At 72.9% G+C, this 18,506-nt stretch carries 17 protein-coding genes and 1 pseudogene; 15 read left to right on the forward strand and 3 right to left on the reverse strand.

Features of this window, described 5'->3' with window-relative positions:
- Nucleotides 1-76: 76 nt before the first annotated feature.
- The 5 genes from AC2XR2_RS35875 (at nt 77) to AC2XR2_RS35895 (ending at nt 5,758) form a co-directional block, all read left to right on the forward strand.
- Complete coding sequence (locus AC2XR2_RS35875; RefSeq protein WP_491517325.1) at nt 77-910, forward strand: M55 family metallopeptidase; 834 nt, start codon at nt 77-79, stop codon at nt 908-910.
- Nucleotides 903-2,207: a M20/M25/M40 family metallo-hydrolase gene (locus tag AC2XR2_RS35880; RefSeq protein ID WP_491517326.1), complete on the forward strand. Its 1,305-nt coding sequence runs from the start codon at nt 903-905 to the stop codon at nt 2,205-2,207. The genes AC2XR2_RS35875 and AC2XR2_RS35880 overlap by 8 nt, the downstream gene beginning before the upstream one ends.
- Before the next feature lie 16 nt (nt 2,208-2,223).
- Nucleotides 2,224-4,173: an LpqB family beta-propeller domain-containing protein gene (locus AC2XR2_RS35885; protein ID WP_381307022.1), complete on the forward strand. Its 1,950-nt coding sequence runs from the start codon at nt 2,224-2,226 to the stop codon at nt 4,171-4,173.
- On the forward strand, nt 4,170-5,093 hold the full coding sequence (locus AC2XR2_RS35890) for a S66 peptidase family protein (RefSeq protein WP_491517327.1): 924 nt from the start codon (nt 4,170-4,172) through the stop codon (nt 5,091-5,093). The genes AC2XR2_RS35885 and AC2XR2_RS35890 overlap by 4 nt, the downstream gene beginning before the upstream one ends.
- Before the next feature lie 101 nt (nt 5,094-5,194).
- On the forward strand, nt 5,195-5,758 hold the full coding sequence (locus AC2XR2_RS35895; RefSeq protein ID WP_449348659.1) for a GNAT family N-acetyltransferase: 564 nt from the start codon (nt 5,195-5,197) through the stop codon (nt 5,756-5,758).
- Here the strand turns inward: AC2XR2_RS35895 and AC2XR2_RS35900 are convergent.
- Nucleotides 5,730-6,077 (reverse strand): DUF6204 family protein, encoded by a 348-nt coding sequence (locus AC2XR2_RS35900; protein WP_381307029.1) that lies wholly within the window; start codon nt 6,075-6,077, stop codon nt 5,730-5,732. The genes AC2XR2_RS35895 and AC2XR2_RS35900 overlap by 29 nt on opposite strands.
- A 59-nt stretch (nt 6,078-6,136) precedes the next feature.
- Between AC2XR2_RS35900 and AC2XR2_RS35905 the strand changes: the two are divergent.
- Nucleotides 6,137-7,070, forward strand: a pseudogene (locus AC2XR2_RS35905) (arginase family protein).
- Between the two features lie 40 nt (nt 7,071-7,110).
- Nucleotides 7,111-9,039 carry a DUF5107 domain-containing protein gene (locus AC2XR2_RS35910; RefSeq protein ID WP_491517328.1) on the forward strand — a complete coding sequence of 643 codons (1,929 nt, stop codon included), beginning with the start codon at nt 7,111-7,113 and terminating at the stop codon, nt 9,037-9,039.
- Here the strand turns inward: AC2XR2_RS35910 and AC2XR2_RS35915 are convergent.
- On the reverse strand, nt 9,036-9,386 hold the full coding sequence (locus AC2XR2_RS35915) for a VOC family protein (protein ID WP_020133328.1): 351 nt from the start codon (nt 9,384-9,386) through the stop codon (nt 9,036-9,038). The two genes, AC2XR2_RS35910 and AC2XR2_RS35915, sit on opposite strands and share 4 nt — an antisense overlap.
- 127 nt (nt 9,387-9,513) lie before the next feature.
- Between AC2XR2_RS35915 and AC2XR2_RS35920 the strand changes: the two genes are divergently transcribed.
- Nucleotides 9,514-10,020, forward strand: coding sequence for a phage holin family protein (locus AC2XR2_RS35920; RefSeq protein ID WP_381307034.1), 507 nt, complete (start codon nt 9,514-9,516; stop codon nt 10,018-10,020).
- A 32-nt stretch (nt 10,021-10,052) separates the two neighbouring features.
- Nucleotides 10,053-11,060, forward strand: a complete 1,008-nt coding sequence (locus tag AC2XR2_RS35925) for an SDR family oxidoreductase (protein WP_491517329.1) — start codon at nt 10,053-10,055, stop codon at nt 11,058-11,060.
- Between the two features lie 93 nt (nt 11,061-11,153).
- On the opposite strand, the gene AC2XR2_RS35930 is transcribed toward AC2XR2_RS35925, so the two are convergent.
- Nucleotides 11,154-12,113, reverse strand: coding sequence for an LLM class F420-dependent oxidoreductase (locus AC2XR2_RS35930; RefSeq protein ID WP_449349242.1), 960 nt, complete (start codon nt 12,111-12,113; stop codon nt 11,154-11,156).
- A gap of 139 nt (nt 12,114-12,252) precedes the next feature.
- On the opposite strand from AC2XR2_RS35930, the gene AC2XR2_RS35935 reads away from it, so the two are divergent.
- The 6 genes from AC2XR2_RS35935 to AC2XR2_RS35960 are packed head-to-tail and all read left to right on the forward strand — an operon-like array spanning nt 12,253 to nt 18,499.
- Nucleotides 12,253-14,070 (forward strand): NAD(P)/FAD-dependent oxidoreductase, encoded by a 1,818-nt coding sequence (locus AC2XR2_RS35935; protein ID WP_491517330.1) that lies wholly within the window; start codon nt 12,253-12,255, stop codon nt 14,068-14,070.
- On the forward strand, nt 14,067-15,914 hold the full coding sequence (locus AC2XR2_RS35940; protein WP_491517331.1) for a transketolase: 1,848 nt from the start codon (nt 14,067-14,069) through the stop codon (nt 15,912-15,914). The genes AC2XR2_RS35935 and AC2XR2_RS35940 overlap by 4 nt, the downstream gene beginning before the upstream one ends.
- Nucleotides 15,911-16,840, forward strand: a complete 930-nt coding sequence (ligD, locus tag AC2XR2_RS35945; protein ID WP_491517332.1) for a non-homologous end-joining DNA ligase — start codon at nt 15,911-15,913, stop codon at nt 16,838-16,840. Before AC2XR2_RS35940 ends, ligD begins: the two co-directional genes overlap by 4 nt.
- 45 nt (nt 16,841-16,885) lie before the next feature.
- Entirely contained in the window at nt 16,886-17,254 is a 369-nt protein-coding gene (locus tag AC2XR2_RS35950; protein WP_330263474.1) for a gas vesicle protein GvpO, read from the forward strand.
- A gap of 52 nt (nt 17,255-17,306) precedes the next feature.
- A complete protein-coding gene (locus AC2XR2_RS35955) occupies nt 17,307-17,732 on the forward strand; it encodes a gas vesicle structural protein GvpA (RefSeq protein WP_330263473.1) in 426 nt (141 codons plus the stop codon).
- On the forward strand, nt 17,729-18,499 hold the full coding sequence (locus AC2XR2_RS35960; RefSeq protein ID WP_449349239.1) for a GvpL/GvpF family gas vesicle protein: 771 nt from the start codon (nt 17,729-17,731) through the stop codon (nt 18,497-18,499). The genes AC2XR2_RS35955 and AC2XR2_RS35960 overlap by 4 nt, the downstream gene beginning before the upstream one ends.
- Nucleotides 18,500-18,506: the final 7 nt, after the last annotated feature.

The following is an 18,506-nucleotide window of genomic DNA, read 5'->3' on the forward strand; positions in this document are numbered from 1 at the left end:
CGGGGGTGAGCGGCATTCGGCTCGCCTCACCACGTGCGGGCGACGTAAACCTCTTCGCCGCGTAACGTGGCGCACCATGAAGATCCTGATCAGCGCCGACATGGAGGGCGCCACCGGCGTGACCTGGCCGGCCGACGTGCTGCCGGGGACACCGCAGTGGGAGCGGTGCCGGTCCCTGTTCACCTCGGACGTGAACGCGGCCGTGCTCGGCTTCTTCGACGGGGGCGCCGACGAGGTGGTCGTCAACGAGGCCCACTGGACCATGCGCAACCTGCTCCTGGAGCGGCTCGACGAGCGCACCGAGATGCTCACCGGGCGGCACAAGTCGCTGTCCATGGTCGAGGGCGTGCAGCACGACGACGTCGACGGCATCGCGTTCGTCGGCTACCACGCGGGCGCCGGTCAGGAGGGCGTCCTGGCCCACACCTACCTCGCCAACTCCATCACCGGGGTGTGGCTGAACGACGTCCCCGCCAGCGAGGGGTACCTCAACGCGCACGTGGTCGCGGAGTACGGCGTCCCCGTGGTCCTCGTCACGGGTGACGACGTGGCCTGCGAGGACGCCCTCGGGTACGCGCCCGGGGCGCTGAAGGTCGCCGTCAAGGACCACGTCTCGCGCTACGCCGCCGTGTGCCGGACCCCGGCCCGTACCGCCGCCGACATCCGGGCCGCGGCCAAGGAGGCCGCACAGCTGGCGGTCCGTCAGGAACCCGTGCAGGCGGGCCCGTTCACCATCGCCGTCGAGTTCGACGCCGAGCACCTCGCCATGGCCGCCACCGTGGTGCCCGGCGTCGAGCGGATCGGGACGCGGAAGGTGGCGTACACGAGCGAGACCATGTACGCGGGAATCCGTACCTTCAAGGCGGTCACCACCATCGTCTCGGCCGCCGTGGAGGAGCAGTATGGCTGACCAGCAGGCACTGGACGAGGTCGTCCGGTTCACCTCCGACCTCATCCGCATCGACACCACCAACCGGGGCGGCGGCGACTGCCAGGAGCGGCCCGCCGCCGAGTACGCGGCCGCGCAGCTGGCCGGGGCGGGCCTGGAGCCCCTGATGCTGGAGCGCGCCAAGGGCCGTACGAACGTCGTCGCCCGCATCGAGGGCAGCGATCCGTCGGCGGACGCGCTGCTCGTCCACGGTCACCTGGACGTGGTGCCCGCCGAGGCCGCCGACTGGAGCGTGCACCCCTTCTCCGGGGAGATCCGCGACGGGGTCGTGTGGGGGCGCGGCGCGGTCGACATGAAGAACATGGACGCGATGATCCTGGCCGTCGTGCGGAACTGGGCCCGGCAGGGCGTACGGCCCCGGCGCGACCTCGTGATCGCGTTCACCGCCGACGAGGAGGCCAGCGCCGAGGACGGCTCCGGGTTCCTCGCCGACGAGCACCCCGAGCTCTTCGAGGGCTGCACGGAGGGGATCAGCGAGTCCGGGGCGTTCACCTTCCACGACGGCGCCGGGCGGCAGATCTACCCGGTGGCGGCGGGTGAACGCGGCACGGGCTGGCTGAAGTTGACCGCGCGCGGCCGGGCCGGACACGGCTCCAAGGTCAACAAGGAGAACGCCGTCACCCGGCTCGCCGCCGCCGTGACCCGCATCGGCGAGCACGAATGGCCCCTCCGGCTCACCCCGACCGTCCGCGCCGCCCTCACCGAACTCGCCGCGCTCTACGGCATCGAGACCGACCTCACCGACGTGGACGCGCTGCTGGAGAAGCTGGGCCCGGCGGCCAAGCTGGTCGAGGCGACCGTGCGCAACAGCGCCAACCCGACCATGCTGGAAGCCGGTTACAAGCTCAACGTGATCCCGGGGGAGGCCGTGGCCTACGTCGACGGCCGCTACCTTCCCGGCGGCGAGGACGAGTTCCGCGCGACCCTCGACCTGCTCACCGGACCCGACGTGGACTGGGAGTTCAGCCATCGCGAGGTCGCGCTCCAGGCGCCGGTCGACTCGCCGACGTACGCCCGGATGCGGGCCGCCGTCGAGGAGTTCGCGCCCGAGGGGCACGTGGTGCCGTACTGCATGTCCGGCGGCACGGACGCCAAGCAGTTCTCCCGACTCGGCATCACCGGCTACGGCTTCGCGCCGCTGAAGCTGCCGGAGGGCTTCGACTACCAGGCCCTCTTCCACGGCGTCGACGAACGCGTCCCCGTGGAGGCACTGCACTTCGGGGTGCGGGTACTCGACCGCTTCCTGCGGACGGCCTGAGCGAGTGGGGGAGAACGTGCAGACGTCGCCATACGGTTCCTGGCCCTCGCCCATCGACGCGGCCCTCGCCGCCGCGCACGACGGACACCCCGAATGGCTCGGCTTCGTCGGGGACGAGGTCTGGTGGACCGAACCCCGGCCCGCCGAGGGCGGCCGCCGCACCCTGGTGCGCAGACGTGCCGACGGCAGCGAGGAGTCGGTGCTGCCCGCGCCGTGGAACGTGCGCAGCCGGGTCATCGAGTACGGCGGCCACCCCTGGGCCGGCGCGGTCGTGGCCGGCGAACCCCTCGTGGTGTTCGCGCACTTCGCCGACCAGCGGCTGTACCGGTACGAGCCCGGCGGCGAGCCGCGCCCCCTCACGCCGGTCTCCCCGGTGGGCGGCGGACTGCGCTGGGCGGAGCCACAGGTGCGGCTCGACCTCGGGGAAGTGTGGTGCGTCCTGGAGGAGTTCACCGGCGACGGGCCCACCGACGTGCGCCGGGTCCTCGCCGCCGTGCCGCTCGACGGCTCGGCCGCGCAGGACCGGGACGCCGTACGCGAACTCACCGACGACCGGCACCGGTTCGTCACCGGAGCCCGGCTCTCGCCCGACGGCTCGCGCGCGGCCTGGCTCGCCTGGGACCATCCGCGGATGCCCTGGGACGGCACGGAACTGATCGTCGCCGAGGTCCACGAGGGCACGTTCCGGGAGCCGCGCACTGTGGCCGGAGGCCCGGAGGAGTCCGTCGCGCAGGCCGACTGGTCGCCCGACGGCCGGCTCCTGTACGCGAGCGACCGCACCGGCTGGTGGAACCTCTACCGCGACGGCGAGCAACTCTGCCCGCGCGAGGAGGAGTTCGGCGGCGCCCTGTGGAAGCTCGGGCACCGCTGGTTCGCCCCGCTGGACAGCGGCCTGATCGCCGTCGTGCACGGCACCGGCTCGACGGCCCTCGGGATCCTGGACCCGGAAACCGGCGAACTCGTCGACGCGGCCGGCCCCTGGACCGAGTTCGCGCCCACCCTCGCGGTGCACGGCGAGCGGGTCGTCGCCGTCGGCGCCAGTCCCCGCACCGCCTACGAGGTCGTCGAACTGGACGCCCGTACGGGACGGGCCCGGGTGATCGGCGCCGAGCACGACGATCCCGTCGACCCCGCGTACTACCCCGAGCCCCTGATCCGCACCTTCACCGGACCGGACGGCCGGGACATCCACGCCCACGTCTACCCGCCGCACCGGCCCGGGTACCTGGCGCCCGGCGACGAGCTGCCGCCCTACGTCGTCTGGGCGCACGGCGGACCGACCGGGCACGCGCCCCTCGTCCTCGACCTCTCCATCGCCTACTTCACCTCGCGCGGCATCGGCGTCGCCGAGGTCAACTACGGCGGCTCCACCGGCTACGGGCGCGAGTACCGCAACCGGCTGCGCGAGCAGTGGGGCGTGGTCGACGTCGAGGACTGCGCGGCCGTCGCGCTCGCCCTCGCCGACGAGGGCACCGCCGACCGCGACCGGCTCGCCATCCGCGGGGGCAGCGCGGGCGGCTGGACCGCGGCCGCCTCGCTCACCACGACCGACGTGTACGCCTGCGGCACGATCGTCTACCCGATCCTCGACCTGACCGGCTGGGGCACGGGGGAGACCCACGACTTCGAGTCGCAGTACCTGGAGAGCCTGGTCGGACCGCTCGCCGAGGTCCCCGGACGGTACGCGGAACGCTCGCCCGTCGAGCACGCGGACCGGGTCACCGCGCCCTTCCTGCTGCTCCAGGGCCTGGACGACGTGATCTGCCCGCCCGCGCAGTGCGAGCGGTTCCTCGAACGGATCGCCGGGCGGCGGGTGCCGCACGCCTACCTCGCCTTCGAGGGGGAGGGGCACGGGTTCCGGCGGGCCGACACGATGATCCGGGCGCTGGAATCCGAACTCTCCCTGTACGCCCAGGTGTTCGGGCTCAACCCGCCCGGCGTCCCGACGTTGGAGCTCACCAAGTGACAGAACTCGTACGGCCGTCCAGGCTCGGCCCCGGCGCCCGCGTGGCCGTGGTCGCACCGAGCGGTCCCGTCGCGGAGGACCGGCTCCAGGCCGGACTCGACCTCCTGCGCGGCTGGGACCTCGACCCGGTGGTCGCGCCCCATGTCCTGGACGCGCACGGCGAGTTGGGCTACCTCGCCGGATCCGACGCGGACCGTGCCGCCGACCTCCAGCGGGCCTGGTGCAACCCCTCCGTGGACGCGGTGCTGTGCGCCCGGGGCGGCTACGGCGCGCAGCGCATGGTCGACCTGCTCGACTGGGAGGCGATGCGGGCGGCCGGGCCGAAGGTGTTCGTGGGCTTCAGCGACGTCACCACCCTCCACCAGGCCTTCGCCACCCGCCTCGGCCTGGTCACGCTGTACGGGCCGGCCGCGGCCGGTGTCGACTTCGTCAAGAACGCCGTCGCCCAGGAACACCTGCGGGCCACCCTGCTCACCCCGGAAACGGTCCGCACCCTGACCTCCCGGGGCCCCGCCCTGATCCCCGGACGGGCCCGCGGAGTCACCCTCGGCGGTTGCCTCAGCCTCCTCGCCACCGACCTCGGCACCCGGCACGCCCGCACCGGCGCCCGGGACGGACTGCTGCTGATCGAGGACGTGGGGGAGCAGCCGTACCGTGTCGACCGCATGCTGACCCAGCTCCTGCGCACCGGCTGGCTGGACGGCGTGCGGGGCATCGCCCTCGGGTCCTGGGCGGGCTGCGGTCCGTACGACGTCCTGCGCACGGTCCTCGCCGACCGGCTCGGCGGGCTCGGTGTGCCGGTCGTCGAGGAGTTCGGGTTCGGGCACTGCGAGGGGGCGTCGACCATGCCCTTCGGTGTCCGGGCCGAACTCGACGCCGAAGCGGGAACGCTGACGCTCGACGAACCCGCCCTGCGCTGAATCCCGGGCCGCTCGACGAACCCGCCCCGGGCCGAATCCCCGGCCGCTCGACGAATCCGCCCCGGGCTGAATGCCCGGCCGGGCCGCCGTAGGGTGACGGGATGCCGCACACCGTTTCCCGCTACCTCGCCGAGGGCCCCCGCGTGGGCATCCGGCACTTCACCTACGAGGACGCCGCCGAGTTCACCGCCCGGGCCCGGGAGAGCAAGGAGCTGCACCAGCCCTGGCTGTTCCCGCCGGACAGCGAGAGCGCGTACCTCGCCTACGCGGGCCGGCTCATCGAGGACCCGACCAAGGCGGGGTTCCTGGTCTGCGAGAAGGACGGCGAGCGGGGCGACGGGGCCATCGCCGGGTTCATCAACATCAACAACATCGTCGAGGGCGGCTTCCGGTGCGGGGCCCTCGGCTACGGCGCCTTCGCGCACGCCGCCGGACGCGGACTGATGCGGGAAGGCCTGCATCTCGTCGTCGACCACGCCTTCGGGCCGATGCGGCTGCACCGGCTCGAGATCAACGCGCAGCCCCTCAACACCGCCTCCCTCGCCCTCGCCCGCAGCTGCGGCTTCCGGCTGGAGGGGTTCTCCCCGAAGATGATCTGGATCGACGGGGACTGGCGGGACCACGAGCGCTGGGCCATCACCGCCGAGATGCGGGCTTCCGGTTGATCTTCATGGTGTCGAGGTCGGTGACCGTCGACCGCAGGTCCCGGAAGCCGTAGCCGAGGCCGCGCAGCGCAGTCTCGGCACGGTCCTCCGCGATCGCGCCCGCCATCTCCTCGCCGTCCGCCGCGTCGGAGACCACCACGTACCGCATCGAGAAGTGCTTCAGCGGCGCCGGCTCGTACGACAGGGAGCCCTCCTCGGTGAACCGCATGCTCGCCATGCCGTGGTCCGCCGCCTCGGCGAGCAGCCGGGCGCGGGCCTCCTCGGTGAGCCCGTCCCAGGTCCCGCGCACGATCACCCGGTAGGTGTGCCGCTCACTCACTGTCGCTCCCTCGCGTAGCCCCGTGGACGGTCGACTGTACGTCGGCGAGGATGATCCGCATGCGTAATATCGTCGTGCTGGACGCTCCCTCCAACCTCGGCCTGCGTCCGCCCGCCCCCGGTACCGCAGCCCGGCTGCTACAAGCTCGCCGGTGCCCTGCGGGAGCAGCGGATCGTGCAGAGGCTCGGGGCGCTGGAGGGCGGGGTGGTGGTGCCGCCGCGCTACGACCGGGGGGGACTGGCAGGAGGGCGACGGGGTCTTCAACGCGGCCGCGATCGCCGCGTACACCGTCAGGCTGGCCGACCGGATCGAGCGCCATGTGCGGGCCGGGGACTTCCCCGTGGTCCTCGGCGGCGACTGCTCCATCCAGCTCGGCGCCTCGCTCGCCCTGCGCCGCGTCGGACGCCACGGCCTGGCCGCGATTGGGGGTACCTCCCACGCCCTTCAGGCAGTGGGGGAGCCTCACCGGACTTCCGGCACACCGGCAACTCCGACCGGATCGGCGCGGCGGGCGGCGAGGAGGTCGCACTGGCCACCGGGCGCGGCCAGGACGACCTGGCGGACCTGGAGGGGCTGAAGCCCTATCTGCGGGACGAGGACGTGCGGTTCTTCGGGATCCGCGACGCGTTCGAGGAGGACCGCGCCGAACTGGCCGCCCTGAAGATCCCCGTCGTGACCGTCGGTGACGTCCGCGAGTGGGGCGCCGACGCGCTCGCCCGGGCCACCGCCCAGGCCTTCGAGATCCCGGAGATCGACGGCTTCTGGGTGCACCTGGACGCCGACGTCCTCGACCCGTCCGTCATGCCCGCCGTCGACAGCCCGGACCCGGAGGGCCTGCTGCCCGGCGAACTCACGGGGCTCCTGCGGCCGTTGCTCGCCTCCCCCGCCTGCGTCGGGCTCAACATCACCATCTACGACCCCGACCTGGACCCCGACGGCACGGCGGGCGCGCTCCTGGCCGACATCGTCGTGGACGCCTTTGCGCAATCCTGACCGGTAGCTCCCCTGGCCGACTCGATTCCGAGCGGCTTCCATGGTGATCGTGACGACGATCCGGCGAGACGTACTCACCCTGCCCGCCGCACCGCTGGGCCCGGACAACCCGCTGCCCCCGCTGCGGCTCCCGCACGAGGTTCACCGCATCGACGTACGGGACCGCGACGACCTGCCCCGGGACATGGCCCGGCAGGCCGGCTACGGGCCGCTGCACAGCCTGCTGCCGCTCCGGGTCCGGGACGGCTACGGCAGACAGCGCACCCCTCACGCGTTCGAGACGATCGTGATCGAGAACGACCGGCTCAGGGCCACCGTGCTCCCCGGTCTGGGCGGCCGGATCGCCTCCCTGTTCCACAAGCCGACCGGGCGTGAACTCCTGTACCGCAACCCGGTGTTCCAGCCCGCGAACTTCGCCCTGAACGGCGCCTGGTACTCCGGGGGCATCGAGTGGAACATCGGCGCCACCGGACACACCACCCTTGCCTGCGCACCCCTGCACGCCGCTCGCGTGGCCGCCCCCGACGGCGGGGAGATGCTGCGCCTGTGGGAGTGGGAGCGACTGCGCGACCTGCCCTTCCAGGTCGATCTGTGGCTGCCGCGGGAGTCTGACTTCCTGTACGTCGGCGTCCGGATCCGCAACCCCCACGAACGGCCGGTGCCGGGCTACTGGTGGTCCAACACCGCCGTACCGGAGCAGCGCCGGGTGCTCGCCCCGGCCGAGGAGGCCTGGCACTTCGGCCACGAGCGCCACCTGCGCCGGGTGCCCGTCCCGCCGGACCCGCTCAACGGCCCTTACGCCGCCGACTGGTTCTACGACCTGCCCGACACCCGGCGCCGCTGGATCGCCGCCCTCGACGCCGACGGTCACGGGCTGGTGCAGACGTCCACCGACGTCCTGCGTGGGCGCAAGCTGTTCGTGTGGGGCACCGGCAGCGGCGGCCGGCGCTGGCAGGAGTGGCTCACCGAGCCCGGCACCGGCGGCTACTGCGAGATCCAGGCCGGGCTCGCCCGCACCCAGCTGGAGCACGTACGGCTGGACGCGGAGAGCGAGGTGGCGTGGCTGGAGGCGTACGGGCCGCTCAGCGCGCCACCGGTAGCGGGGGAGGCGGAGGCCCGCCTGGAGGCCGTACTGCCACGGGCCGCCGTCGACGAGGCGTACGCGGCCTGGAAGCCGTACGCCGACACCGAGCCCGGCGAGGTGCTCGCCGTCGGCTCGGGCTGGGGCGCGCTCGAAGTGCTGCGCGCCGACTGGAAGTTGCCCGGCACGCCCTTCGAGGAGAGCACCCTCGGCGAGCCGCAGGCACCCTGGCTGGAGCTGCTGCGCACCGGGTCCTTCCCCGAGCCGCGCCGGGTACGGCCGCCCGGCGGGACCCTGGTCGCGCCGCACTGGCGGGACATGCTGGAGACCGCGCCCGCCACCCCGCTCACCGAGTACCACCTGGGAGTCGCCCAGTGGCACGCCGGCGACCGGGCGCAGGCGGTGCGCTCCTGGGAGCGGGGGCTCGAACTGGCGCCTTCCGTCTGGCCGTTGCTGCGCTGCCTGGCCGTCGCCGACCAGGAGAGCGGCAACCGGGAACGGGCCGCCGACCGGTACGCCGACGCCTTCGACGACCTGTGCCACGAGCGGCGCGACGACGGCGAGTCGTGGACGGCGGCGACGGCCGCGCTGGGCCGCGAGGCGCTGGAGGCACTCCTCGCGGCGGGGCGTACGGCCGAGGCGCGCTCGGTGTGGGAGCGGCTGCACGTATCGACCCGGGCGCGCGGGCGGTTCCGGCTGATCGAGGCGGGACTGCTGCTCGCCGAGGACCGGCCCGAGGCGGCGCGGGCCGTCTTCGAGGAGGGCTTCGAGGTCGCCGACCTCAGGGAGGGCGCCGAGGCGATCAGCGAACTGTGGGGCCGCCTCAGCGACGAACCGCTCCCGCCCCCCTACGACTTCCGGATGCGCCCGGAGAGCGGGTCCCCCTAAGTGACGTTGCGGTCCACGTACTCGTACACCACGCCGTCCGGGTGCATCGCGATCAGGTTGCGGCCCACCGGGGTCGGTACCGGCCCCGCGATGATCCGGGCACCGAGCTCGTCGAGGAGCCGGCGGGCCTCGTCGACGTCCTTCACCGCGATGGTCGCCGCGACCTTGCGCAGCACCTCCAGCTCGGCCTCCGGTCCGCTCATCAGCAGGAAGCAGCCCACCGCGGCCACCTGGACGCCGCCGCGCTCGAAACGGAGGGCCGTGGCGCCCGCGAGCCGTTCGTAGAAGACGACCGCGCTGTCCAGGTCGTCGACGCAGACACGCAGCGTGGTTCCCAGAATCTCCATGCCACGAGCCTAGTTCGGGCGCCCGGCCCGAGGAGATCGTTTCACGCGATCCTCCCGACCCGGCCGCCGGTGCCGCACAGGCGGTCAGGGCGCGTTACGGGTACTCCCGCACGGGTACCCGGCGGCCATGGAGCGCTTGGATCACCTGGAGCATCTGGACAAGCATCTGGTCGACGAGCTGGCGCAGGTGGCACGCGAGACCGTACGCGACGAACTGCGCGAACAGACGCGCAAGCAGCGCCGTACGGCCATGCTGTACGCCGCGTCCGGCGCCGTCGCCCTGTACGCGGGCGCGGCCCTGGCACTCGCCGTGGGCCTCGCCCTCGCGCTCGGCCTGCCCGACTGGGCCGCCGCACTGATCACCGCCGCGATCCTGGGCGCCGTGGCCTACGCGCTGCGCGGCGCGGCCAGGCCCGGTGGGTCCCGGCCGACGGCCGGTCAGGCGGCCGGCGCGGACGTCGGCGCCGATCAGGCCGCCGGGAGCGGCGCACCGGTGGCCGCCCCGCCCACCGGACTCGGGACGCCGTATCCGCCCATGCCGCCGGTCGCACCCGGAGCGACGGGCACCCCGCAGCCCGGCGCCGCGCCGACGCAGGGCGGCCCCGACTCCGAGCAGCCGCACCACCGGGCCTAGCGCGTGGTGCGGACACATGGGAGGAAGCGCGCGTGAAGCACGGCAGGACCGTCGTGGTGACCGGGGCCAGCGGCGGGGTGGGACGGGCCACCGCCCGGGCCTTCGCCGAGCGGGGCGCCCGGGTCGCCCTCCTGGCCCGGGGACGCGAAGGCCTCGCGGCGGCGGCCGACGAAGTGGAGCGCGCCGGGGGTGAGGCGCTCGTCGTGAGCGTCGACATGTCCGACGCGAAGGCCGTGGAGGACGCCGCCCAGCAGGTCGTCGACGCCTTCGGGCACATCGACGTGTGGGTCAACAACGCCTTCACCGGCGTCTTCGCGCCGTTCACCGAGATCACCCCCGACGAGTTCCGGCGGGTCACCGAAGTGACCTATCTGGGCTACGTGTTCGGCACCCGGGCCGCCCTGCGGCACATGCAGCCGCGGAACCGCGGCACCATCGTGCAGGTCGGGTCCGCGCTGGCCTACCGGGGCATCCCGCTCCAGTCGGCGTACTGCGGGGCCAAACACGCCATCCAGGGGTTCAACGAGTCCCTGCGGTGCGAGCTGCTCCACTCGGGCAGCGGCGTCCGCACGACGATGGTGCAGCTGCCCGGGGTCAACACCCCGCAGTTCGACTGGGTGTTGAACCGGATGCCCGGGCGGGCCCGGCCGGTGGCGCCGGTCTACCAGCCCGAGGTCGCCGCGCGCGCCGTCGTGCACGCGGCCTCGCACGCGCGGCGGCGCGAGTACTGGGTCGGCGGCTCCACGGCGGCCACCCTCATCGCCAACGCGGTCGCGCCGGGTCTGCTGGACCGCTACCTCGCCCGCACCAACTTCGAGGCGCAGCAGGAAGAAGGGGAGCACGACGGACCCGGGAACCTGTGGGCGCCCGCGGACGGGCCGCACGGGAAGGACCACGGGGCGCACGGCCGCTTCGACGAAGAGGCGGTGCACCGCAGCCCGCAGGACTGGCTCTCCCGCAACCGCGCCCGGATGGGCATGGGTCTCGTGGCGGCCGCGGCGGGAGCGCTGGGCGTCGCGGGGATACGCCGACGGGGCTGAACGGACGACCACGGACGCACGACCACGCGGTGAGCGGCGGGAGCCAACGGCCCCGCCGCTCACCGCCGTTCACGTCGGTCCAACGGGTAATGCTCAGCCCTGCTGGAGCTGGGGCAGCACCTTCGTGCGGTAGAAGTCGAAGAAGCCGCGCTGGTCGGGGCCGATCTGGTTCACGTAGATCCGGTCGAACCCCGCGTCGGCGAAGGCGCTCAGCGCGGCCACGTGCTCGTCGACGTCGTCCCCGCACACCGTCTTCTCGGTCACCATGTCCTCGGTGACCAGCGGCTCCAGCTGCTCGAAGTGGCTCGGTGAGGGCAGGATCTGGCCCATCTCGCCGGGCAGGAACTGGTTGAACCACAACTTGCGGACCGTACTCACGCACTCCGCGCGGTCCGTGCCGTAGCAGACCTTGGTGCCGCCGCTGACCGGCTTCCCGGCCCCGCCGCCCTTGCGGTACTGCTCGACCATCGACTCGTCCGGCATCATCGTGATGAAGCCGTCGCCGACCCGGGACGCCAGCGCGGTGGCCGCCGGGCCGAAGCCGGAGATGTCGATCGGGACCGGCTCGTCGGGGACCGTGTAGAGGCGGGCGTTCTCGACCGTGTAGTGCGTGCCGTGGTGGTTGACCTCCTCGCCCGTGAACAGGCGCCGCATCACCTGGATCGACTCCTCCAGCATCTCCAGCCGGATGTGGGCGGGCGGCCAGACATGGCCGAGGATGTGCTCGTTCAGCGCCTCGCCGGAGCCGACGCCGAGCCGGAACCGGCCGTTCGTCATCACCGCCGAGGTCGCCGCGGCCTGCGCCACCACCGCCGGGTGGATCCGCACGGTCGGGCAGGTCACGGCCGTCTCGATCGGGATCGACACCGCCTCCGAGAGCGCGCCGATCACCGACCAGACGAACGGGCTCTGGCCCTGCGCGTCATTCCACGGGTGGTAGTGGTCGGAGATCCACAGCGCGCGGAAACCGGCCTGTTCGGCCATCCGCGCCTGTTCGACCAGCTCCGCGGGTCCGAACTCCTCGCACGACAGGAAATAGCCGTATTCGGGCATGGGGGGTACCTCCGGCGGTTCCACGTACAGCGGGCTGTGGCCGAGTACCCGGCGACCCGTACGGAAACCGGCGTTTGGGCGTCCTGGCCAGGGGGACGCGGAAGGCTCCCGAGGTACGCGACAGCCCCGGAGGCGAACCGTGAGTCGACCCCGCATCGTGATCGTCGGTGCCGGCTTCGCCGGGTACCGGACGGCCAAGGAACTGTCCCGAAAAGCCCGCGGCAAGGCCGACATCACCCTGCTCAACCCGACCGACTACTTCCTGTACCTGCCCCTGCTGCCCCAGGTCGCCGCCGGCGTCCTGGAACCCCGACGGGTCACCGTCTCCCTGACCGGCACCCTGCCCCGGGTGCGGCTGGTGCTCGGCGAGGCCGACGGCATCGACATGGACGCGCGGACCGTGCACTACACCGACCCGGAGGGCGAGCGCGGCAGCCTGCCCTACGACCGGCTGGTGCTGGCCGTCGGCAGCGTCAACAAGCTCCTGCCCATCCCCGGGGTCGCCGAGTACGCGCACGGCTTCCGCGGGCTGCCCGAGGCGCTGTACCTGCGCGACCACGTCACCCGGCAGGTGGAGCTCGCGGCCGCCGCGGAGGACCGCGCCGATCGCGAGGCCCGCTGCACCTTCGTGGTCGTCGGCGCGGGCTACACCGGCACCGAGGTCGCCGCGCACGGGCAGCTCTACACCGACGCGCAGGTCCGCAAGCACCCCCTGCGGGGCGGCATACGGCCGCGCTGGATCCTCCTCGACATCGCCGACCGGGTCCTGCCCGAACTCGACGAGCACCTGTCCACCACCGCCGACCGCACCCTCAGGGAGCGCGGGGTGGAGGTGCGCATGGGGACGTCCGTGAAGGAGGCCACGCCGGACGGAGTGCTGCTGACCGACGGCGAGTTCGTCGGCACCCGGACCCTGGTGTGGTGTGTCGGCGTACGGCCCGACCCGCTCGTGGAGTCCACCGGGCAGCCCGTCGAACGCGGGCGGCTCGTCGTCGACCCCTATCTCCAACTCCCGGGCCGCCCCGAGGTGTTCGCCTGCGGGGACGCGGCCGCGGTGCCGGACCTGGACAACCCGGGCGGCTTCACGCCGATGACCGCGCAGCACGCCTGGCGGCACGGCAGGACGGTGGCGCGCAACATCGCCGCGTCCTTCGGGGACGGTGAGCGGCAGCCGTACCGGCACAAGGACCTGGGCTTCGTCGTGGACCTCGGGGGCGTCAAGGCCGCCGCCAACCCGCTGCACATCCCGCTGTCCGGGCCCGCCGCGGGTGCGGTCACCCGCGGCTACCACCTCGCCGCGATGCCCGGCAACCGCGTCCGGGTCGCCGCCGACTGGCTCCTGGACGCCGTACTCCCGCGCCAGGCCGTCCAGTTGGGCCTCGTGCGGTCCTGGTCGGTGCCGCTGGACACGGCGTCACCGGAGCTGGCCCGGGTGCCGGGCCGCCCGCGGTCACGCGAGGAGGCCGCCGCGCGCTCCGGCCCGGGGGCGGCGACGGCACGGGACACGCTGCCGGGGCCGGAGGCGGTCGGGCAGGACGATCCGGGGCCGGCGAAGGACATGAGGTCAGTGGCGGAGGCGAGGGCAGTGCAGGACGTCGAACCGAGCGCGGGCGAAGCGGTGATCACGGAGGCGAAGGCCCGCGAGGACGCGCGGAGCGGGTCCGACGACAGGCCCGCGCCCACCGATGACCGGCCCGGCGGGAAGCCCGCCGAGAACCGACCCGGTGGGGAGCCCGCCGAGAACCGGCCCGGTGGGGAGCCCGCGAAGGGCCGGCCCGGTGGGGAACCCGCCAGGAACCAACCAGGCGGGGAACCCGCGAAGAACCAGCCCGGCGGGGAACCCGCCAGGAACCAGCCGGGCCGTGCGCCCGGCGAGCAGCAGGACGGCGGGGAGTCGCGGACCAGCCCCGGCCCCGTCCGGCGCACCGACGCGGACTCCGCGGAAGGAGACTCATGAACACCGGTGAACTCGTAGAACTCGCCCAGCAGTTGCGCGTGGACAGCGTCCGCGCCTCCGCCGCCGCGGGCTCCGGGCACCCCACCTCCTCGATGTCCGCCGCGGACCTGATGGCGGTCCTCTTCGCACACCACTTCCGCTACGACTTCGACCGCCCCGCCCACCCCGGCAACGACCGCTTCGTGCTGTCCAAGGGCCACGCCTCACCGCTGATGTACGCCACCTACAAGGCGGCCGGCGTCATCGACGACGAGGAGCTGCTGACCTTCCGGAAGATCGACAGCCGCCTCGAGGGCCACCCGACCCCGCGCAAGCTGCCGTGGGTCGAGACGGCGACCGGATCGCTCGGCCAGGGGCTGCCCGTGGGCGCCGGCATCGCACTCGCCGGGCAGCGCCTCGACCGCACCGGCTACCGCGTGTGGGTGCTGTGCGGAGACAGCGAACTCGCCGAGGGCTCCATCTGGGAGGCCGCCGAACACGCCGGTCACGAGCACCTCGACAACCTCACCGCGATCGTCGACGTCAACCGGCTCGGCCAGCGCGGCCCGACCCGCCACGGCCACGACCTCGACGCCTACGCCCGCCGCTTCCAGGCCTTCGGCTGGCACACCGTGGAGATCGACGGACATGACGTGGACGCCATCGACCGCGCCTACGGCGAGGCCGCGTCCACCAAGGGCCAGCCCACCGCGATCCTCGCCCGGACCCTCAAGGGCAAGGGCGTCGAAGACGTCCAGGACCGCGAGGGACTGCACGGAAAGCCGCTGAAGAACGCCGACGACGCCATCGAGGAACTCGGCGGCGTCCGCGACCTCCGCGTGCGGGTGCAGGAGCCCCCGGCCGCCCGCATCCTGCACGCCGTCCGCGCCGGGCACCTCGAACTGCCCCGCTGGGACCTCGGCGACGAGGTGGCGACCCGGGACGCCTACGGCCAGGCGCTCACCGCCCTCGGCACCGGACGGGGCGACATCGTCGCCCTCGACGGCGAGGTCGGCGACTCCACCCGCACCGAGCTCTTCGCCAAGGAGCACCCCGACCGCTACGTCGAGTGCTACATCGCCGAGCAGCAGATGGTCGCGGCCGCCGTCGGAGTCGCCGCGCGCGGCTGGGTGCCGTACGCCGGAACCTTCGCGGCCTTCCTCACCCGCGCCTACGACTTCGTGCGCATGGCCTCCATCAGCGGCGCCGGGATCAACCTCGTCGGCTCGCACGCGGGCGTCGCCATCGGACAGGACGGGCCCAGCCAGATGGGTCTGGAGGACCTGGCGATGATGCGGGCGGTGCACGGCTCGACCGTGCTGTACCCGTGCGACGCCAACCAGACCGCGCACCTGGTCGCCGCCATGGCGGACCTGGACGGCATCCGCTACCTGCGCACCGGCCGCGGCGAGAGCCCGGTGATCTACGGGCCCGGGGAGGAGTTCCCGATCGGCGGCAGCAAGGTGCTGCGCTTCTCCGGGAGCGACCGGATGACGATCGTCGCGGCCGGAGTCACCGTGCCCGAGGCGCTGAAGGCCGCCGAGGCGCTGGACCAGGAGGGCATCCGCGTGCGGGTGATCGACCTGTACTCGGTCAAGCCCGTCGACCGGGGCACCCTGCGCCAGGCCGCCGACGACACCGGCTGCCTGCTGACCGTGGAGGACCACCACGAGGAGGGCGGACTCGGCGACGCCGTCCTCGACGCCTTCGCCGACGGCCGCCCCGTCCCGCGCCTGGTGCGGCTCGCGGTCCGCACGATGCCGGGCTCGGCCTCGCCCGAGGAGCAGCTGCACGCGGCGGGCATCGACGCCGAGTCGATCGCGGCCGCAGGACGGCTCCTGGTGGAGCAGGCGATCGTGCCGTGAGCGGGGACGACGTACGGACCGTACGCGCCGGGAAGCACACCGTGCAGGTGCACCGGCCGGACAAGGTGCTCTTCCCCGGCGGCGACGGCGCCAAGGAGTACACCAAGGGCGATCTCGTCGACTACTACCGGTCCGTCGCGCCGTTCATGCTGCCGCACCTGCGCGGCCGTCCCCTGATGCTGGAACGGCATCCGGACGGCCTCACGGGCCCCCGGTTCATGCAGAAGAACACCCCGGACTCCTACCCGGAGTGGATCCACCGCGTCGAGGTGACGAAGGAGGGCGGCACCGTCTGCCACACCGTCTGTGACGACACCGCCACCCTGCTGTACCTCGCCGACCAGGCCTCCCTCACCCTGCACCGCTGGCTGTCCCGGGCCGGCAGTGTCGAGCGGCCCGACCGGATGGTCTTCGACCTCGACCCGGCCGGGGACGACTTCGGCGCGGTGCACGAGGCGGCCTGGCTGCTCGGGGAACTGCTCGACGAGCTGGACCTGCCCTCGGCGCTGATGACCACCGGCTCCCGCGGACTGCACGTGATCGTGCCCCTCAACGGCCGGCACGACGTCGACGAGGTGCGCGAGTTCGCCAAGGACGTCGCCGACACCCTGGTCGCCGGCCACCCCGACCGGCTCACCACCGCCGCCCGCAAGAAGGACCGCGGCGACCGCCTCTACCTGGACGTCCAGCGCAACGGCTACGCCCAGACCGCCGTCGCACCCTTCACCGTACGGGCGAAACCCGGAGCTCCCGTGGCCACCCCGATGGCCTGGACCCAGCTCGACGATCCGGGCCTCGACGCCCGCCGCTGGACCATCGCCGACGCCGTCGAGCAGGCCCGCACCAACCCCTGGGCCGGGATCCCGGGCAGAGGACGGGCCCTCGGACCGGCCCGGCGCAGGCTGAACGCGTTGATGTCCTCCTGAAGGTTTGGCGAACGTATGAGCGGCCACCCGAGGTGAGAGGTGGCCATGGCGAACACAAGAGACACATCTGCATCACAGGATTCACGGAATTCCCCCAGAGGGAAAGAAAAGGACACGGAAGAGAACGTGACGGACGAGCGACGGCCCAAGCCGATGGAGGTGCTGCGCCAGGCGCGCGCCCAGCTCTCCGAGCTGACCGGCATGACCGCCGAGAACGTCTCCTCCTTCGAGCAGACCGAGGACGGCTGGTCGGTGGAGGTCGAGGTCCTCGAACTCTCCCGTGTTCCCGACACGATGAGCCTGATGGCGAGCTACCAGGTCGAACTCGACCCCGAGGGGCAGCTCACCGGCTACCGGCGCGTTCGCCGCTACGAACGCGGTCGGGCCGACGCACACAGGCAGGGCGGTCGCTAGACCGCCCGCATCGGACCGTTCACGACACCAACGACAAGGAGGCATGGTCGGCATGACCGTCGTCCCGGCACAGCAGGGCGGTGGAGGCGGCACCAGTGGTCTCTACGACGTCCTGGAGCTTGTCCTCGATAGGGGGCTCGTCATCGACGCATTCGTACGAGTCTCCCTCGTGGGCATCGAGATCCTGAAGATCGACGTGCGGGTCGTGGTGGCCAGCGTCGACACCTATCTGCGCTTCGCCGAGGCGTGCAACCGGCTCGACCTCGAGTCCGGGCGGAACAAGAGCCCGGGCCTGCCCGACATCATGGGCGAGATCACCGAGTCCGGCGCGCGCGGCAAGTCCAAGGGCGCCCTCTCCGGCGCCGCGGAGACCATCTCCGACGCCTTCAAGCAGGCGCGTGAGGGAGACGGCCAGAGCGAGTCCCGGCCGCGCACCCGCAAGTCCACCGCCTCGCGCAGGAAGGAGGAGCAGGAGTGAGCACGTACGTGTACGGCATCACCGCCGCCTCCCACCCCGAGTTTCCCGAGGGTCTGGGAGGGGTCGGCGACCCCGCACGCGAGGTGCGGGTGCTGACGGAGGGCGACCTGGCGGCCATCGTCAGCGACGCCCCCGAGGGCCTGAAGCCCAAGCGCCGTGACCTGCTCGCCCACCAGAACGTGCTGAGCGAGGTGGGTGCGGCGGGCTGTGTGCTGCCCATGCGGTTCGGCAGCGTGGCGCCCGACGACGACACCGTCACCTCGGTCCTCGCGGAACGCGCCGACCACTACAAGGAGCGGCTGCGCACCCTCGACGGCAAGGTCGAGTACAACGTCAAGGCCACGCACGACGAAGAGGCCGTACTGCACCGCGTGATGTCCGACAACCCGGAGATCCGTTCCGTCACCGAGGCCAACCGGCAGGCGGGCGGCGGCAGTTACGAAGAGCGCCTCCGGCTCGGCGAGATGGTCGTGGCCGCGGTCAAGGCCCGTGAGGCCGAGGACGCCAACGAGGTGCGGCAGGCCCTGGAGCCGGTCGCCGAGGCGATCAGCGTCGGGCCCGAGTCCAGCGGCTGGCTGGCCAACGTGTCCTTCATGGTCGAGCGCGACTCCGCGGCGTCCTTCCTGGAGGCGGTGGACCAGCTCCGCAAGAGCCATCCGCACCTCGACCTGCGGGTCAACGGCCCGCTGCCGCCGTACAGCTTCGTCGAACCCGGACCGGGCGAGCCCGCGGGCACCACGGTGGGCATCGACCACGCGGAGGAGTGAGCCGGCC

It is taken from the genome of Streptomyces sp. LS-MS-L19, assembly GCF_058382285.1.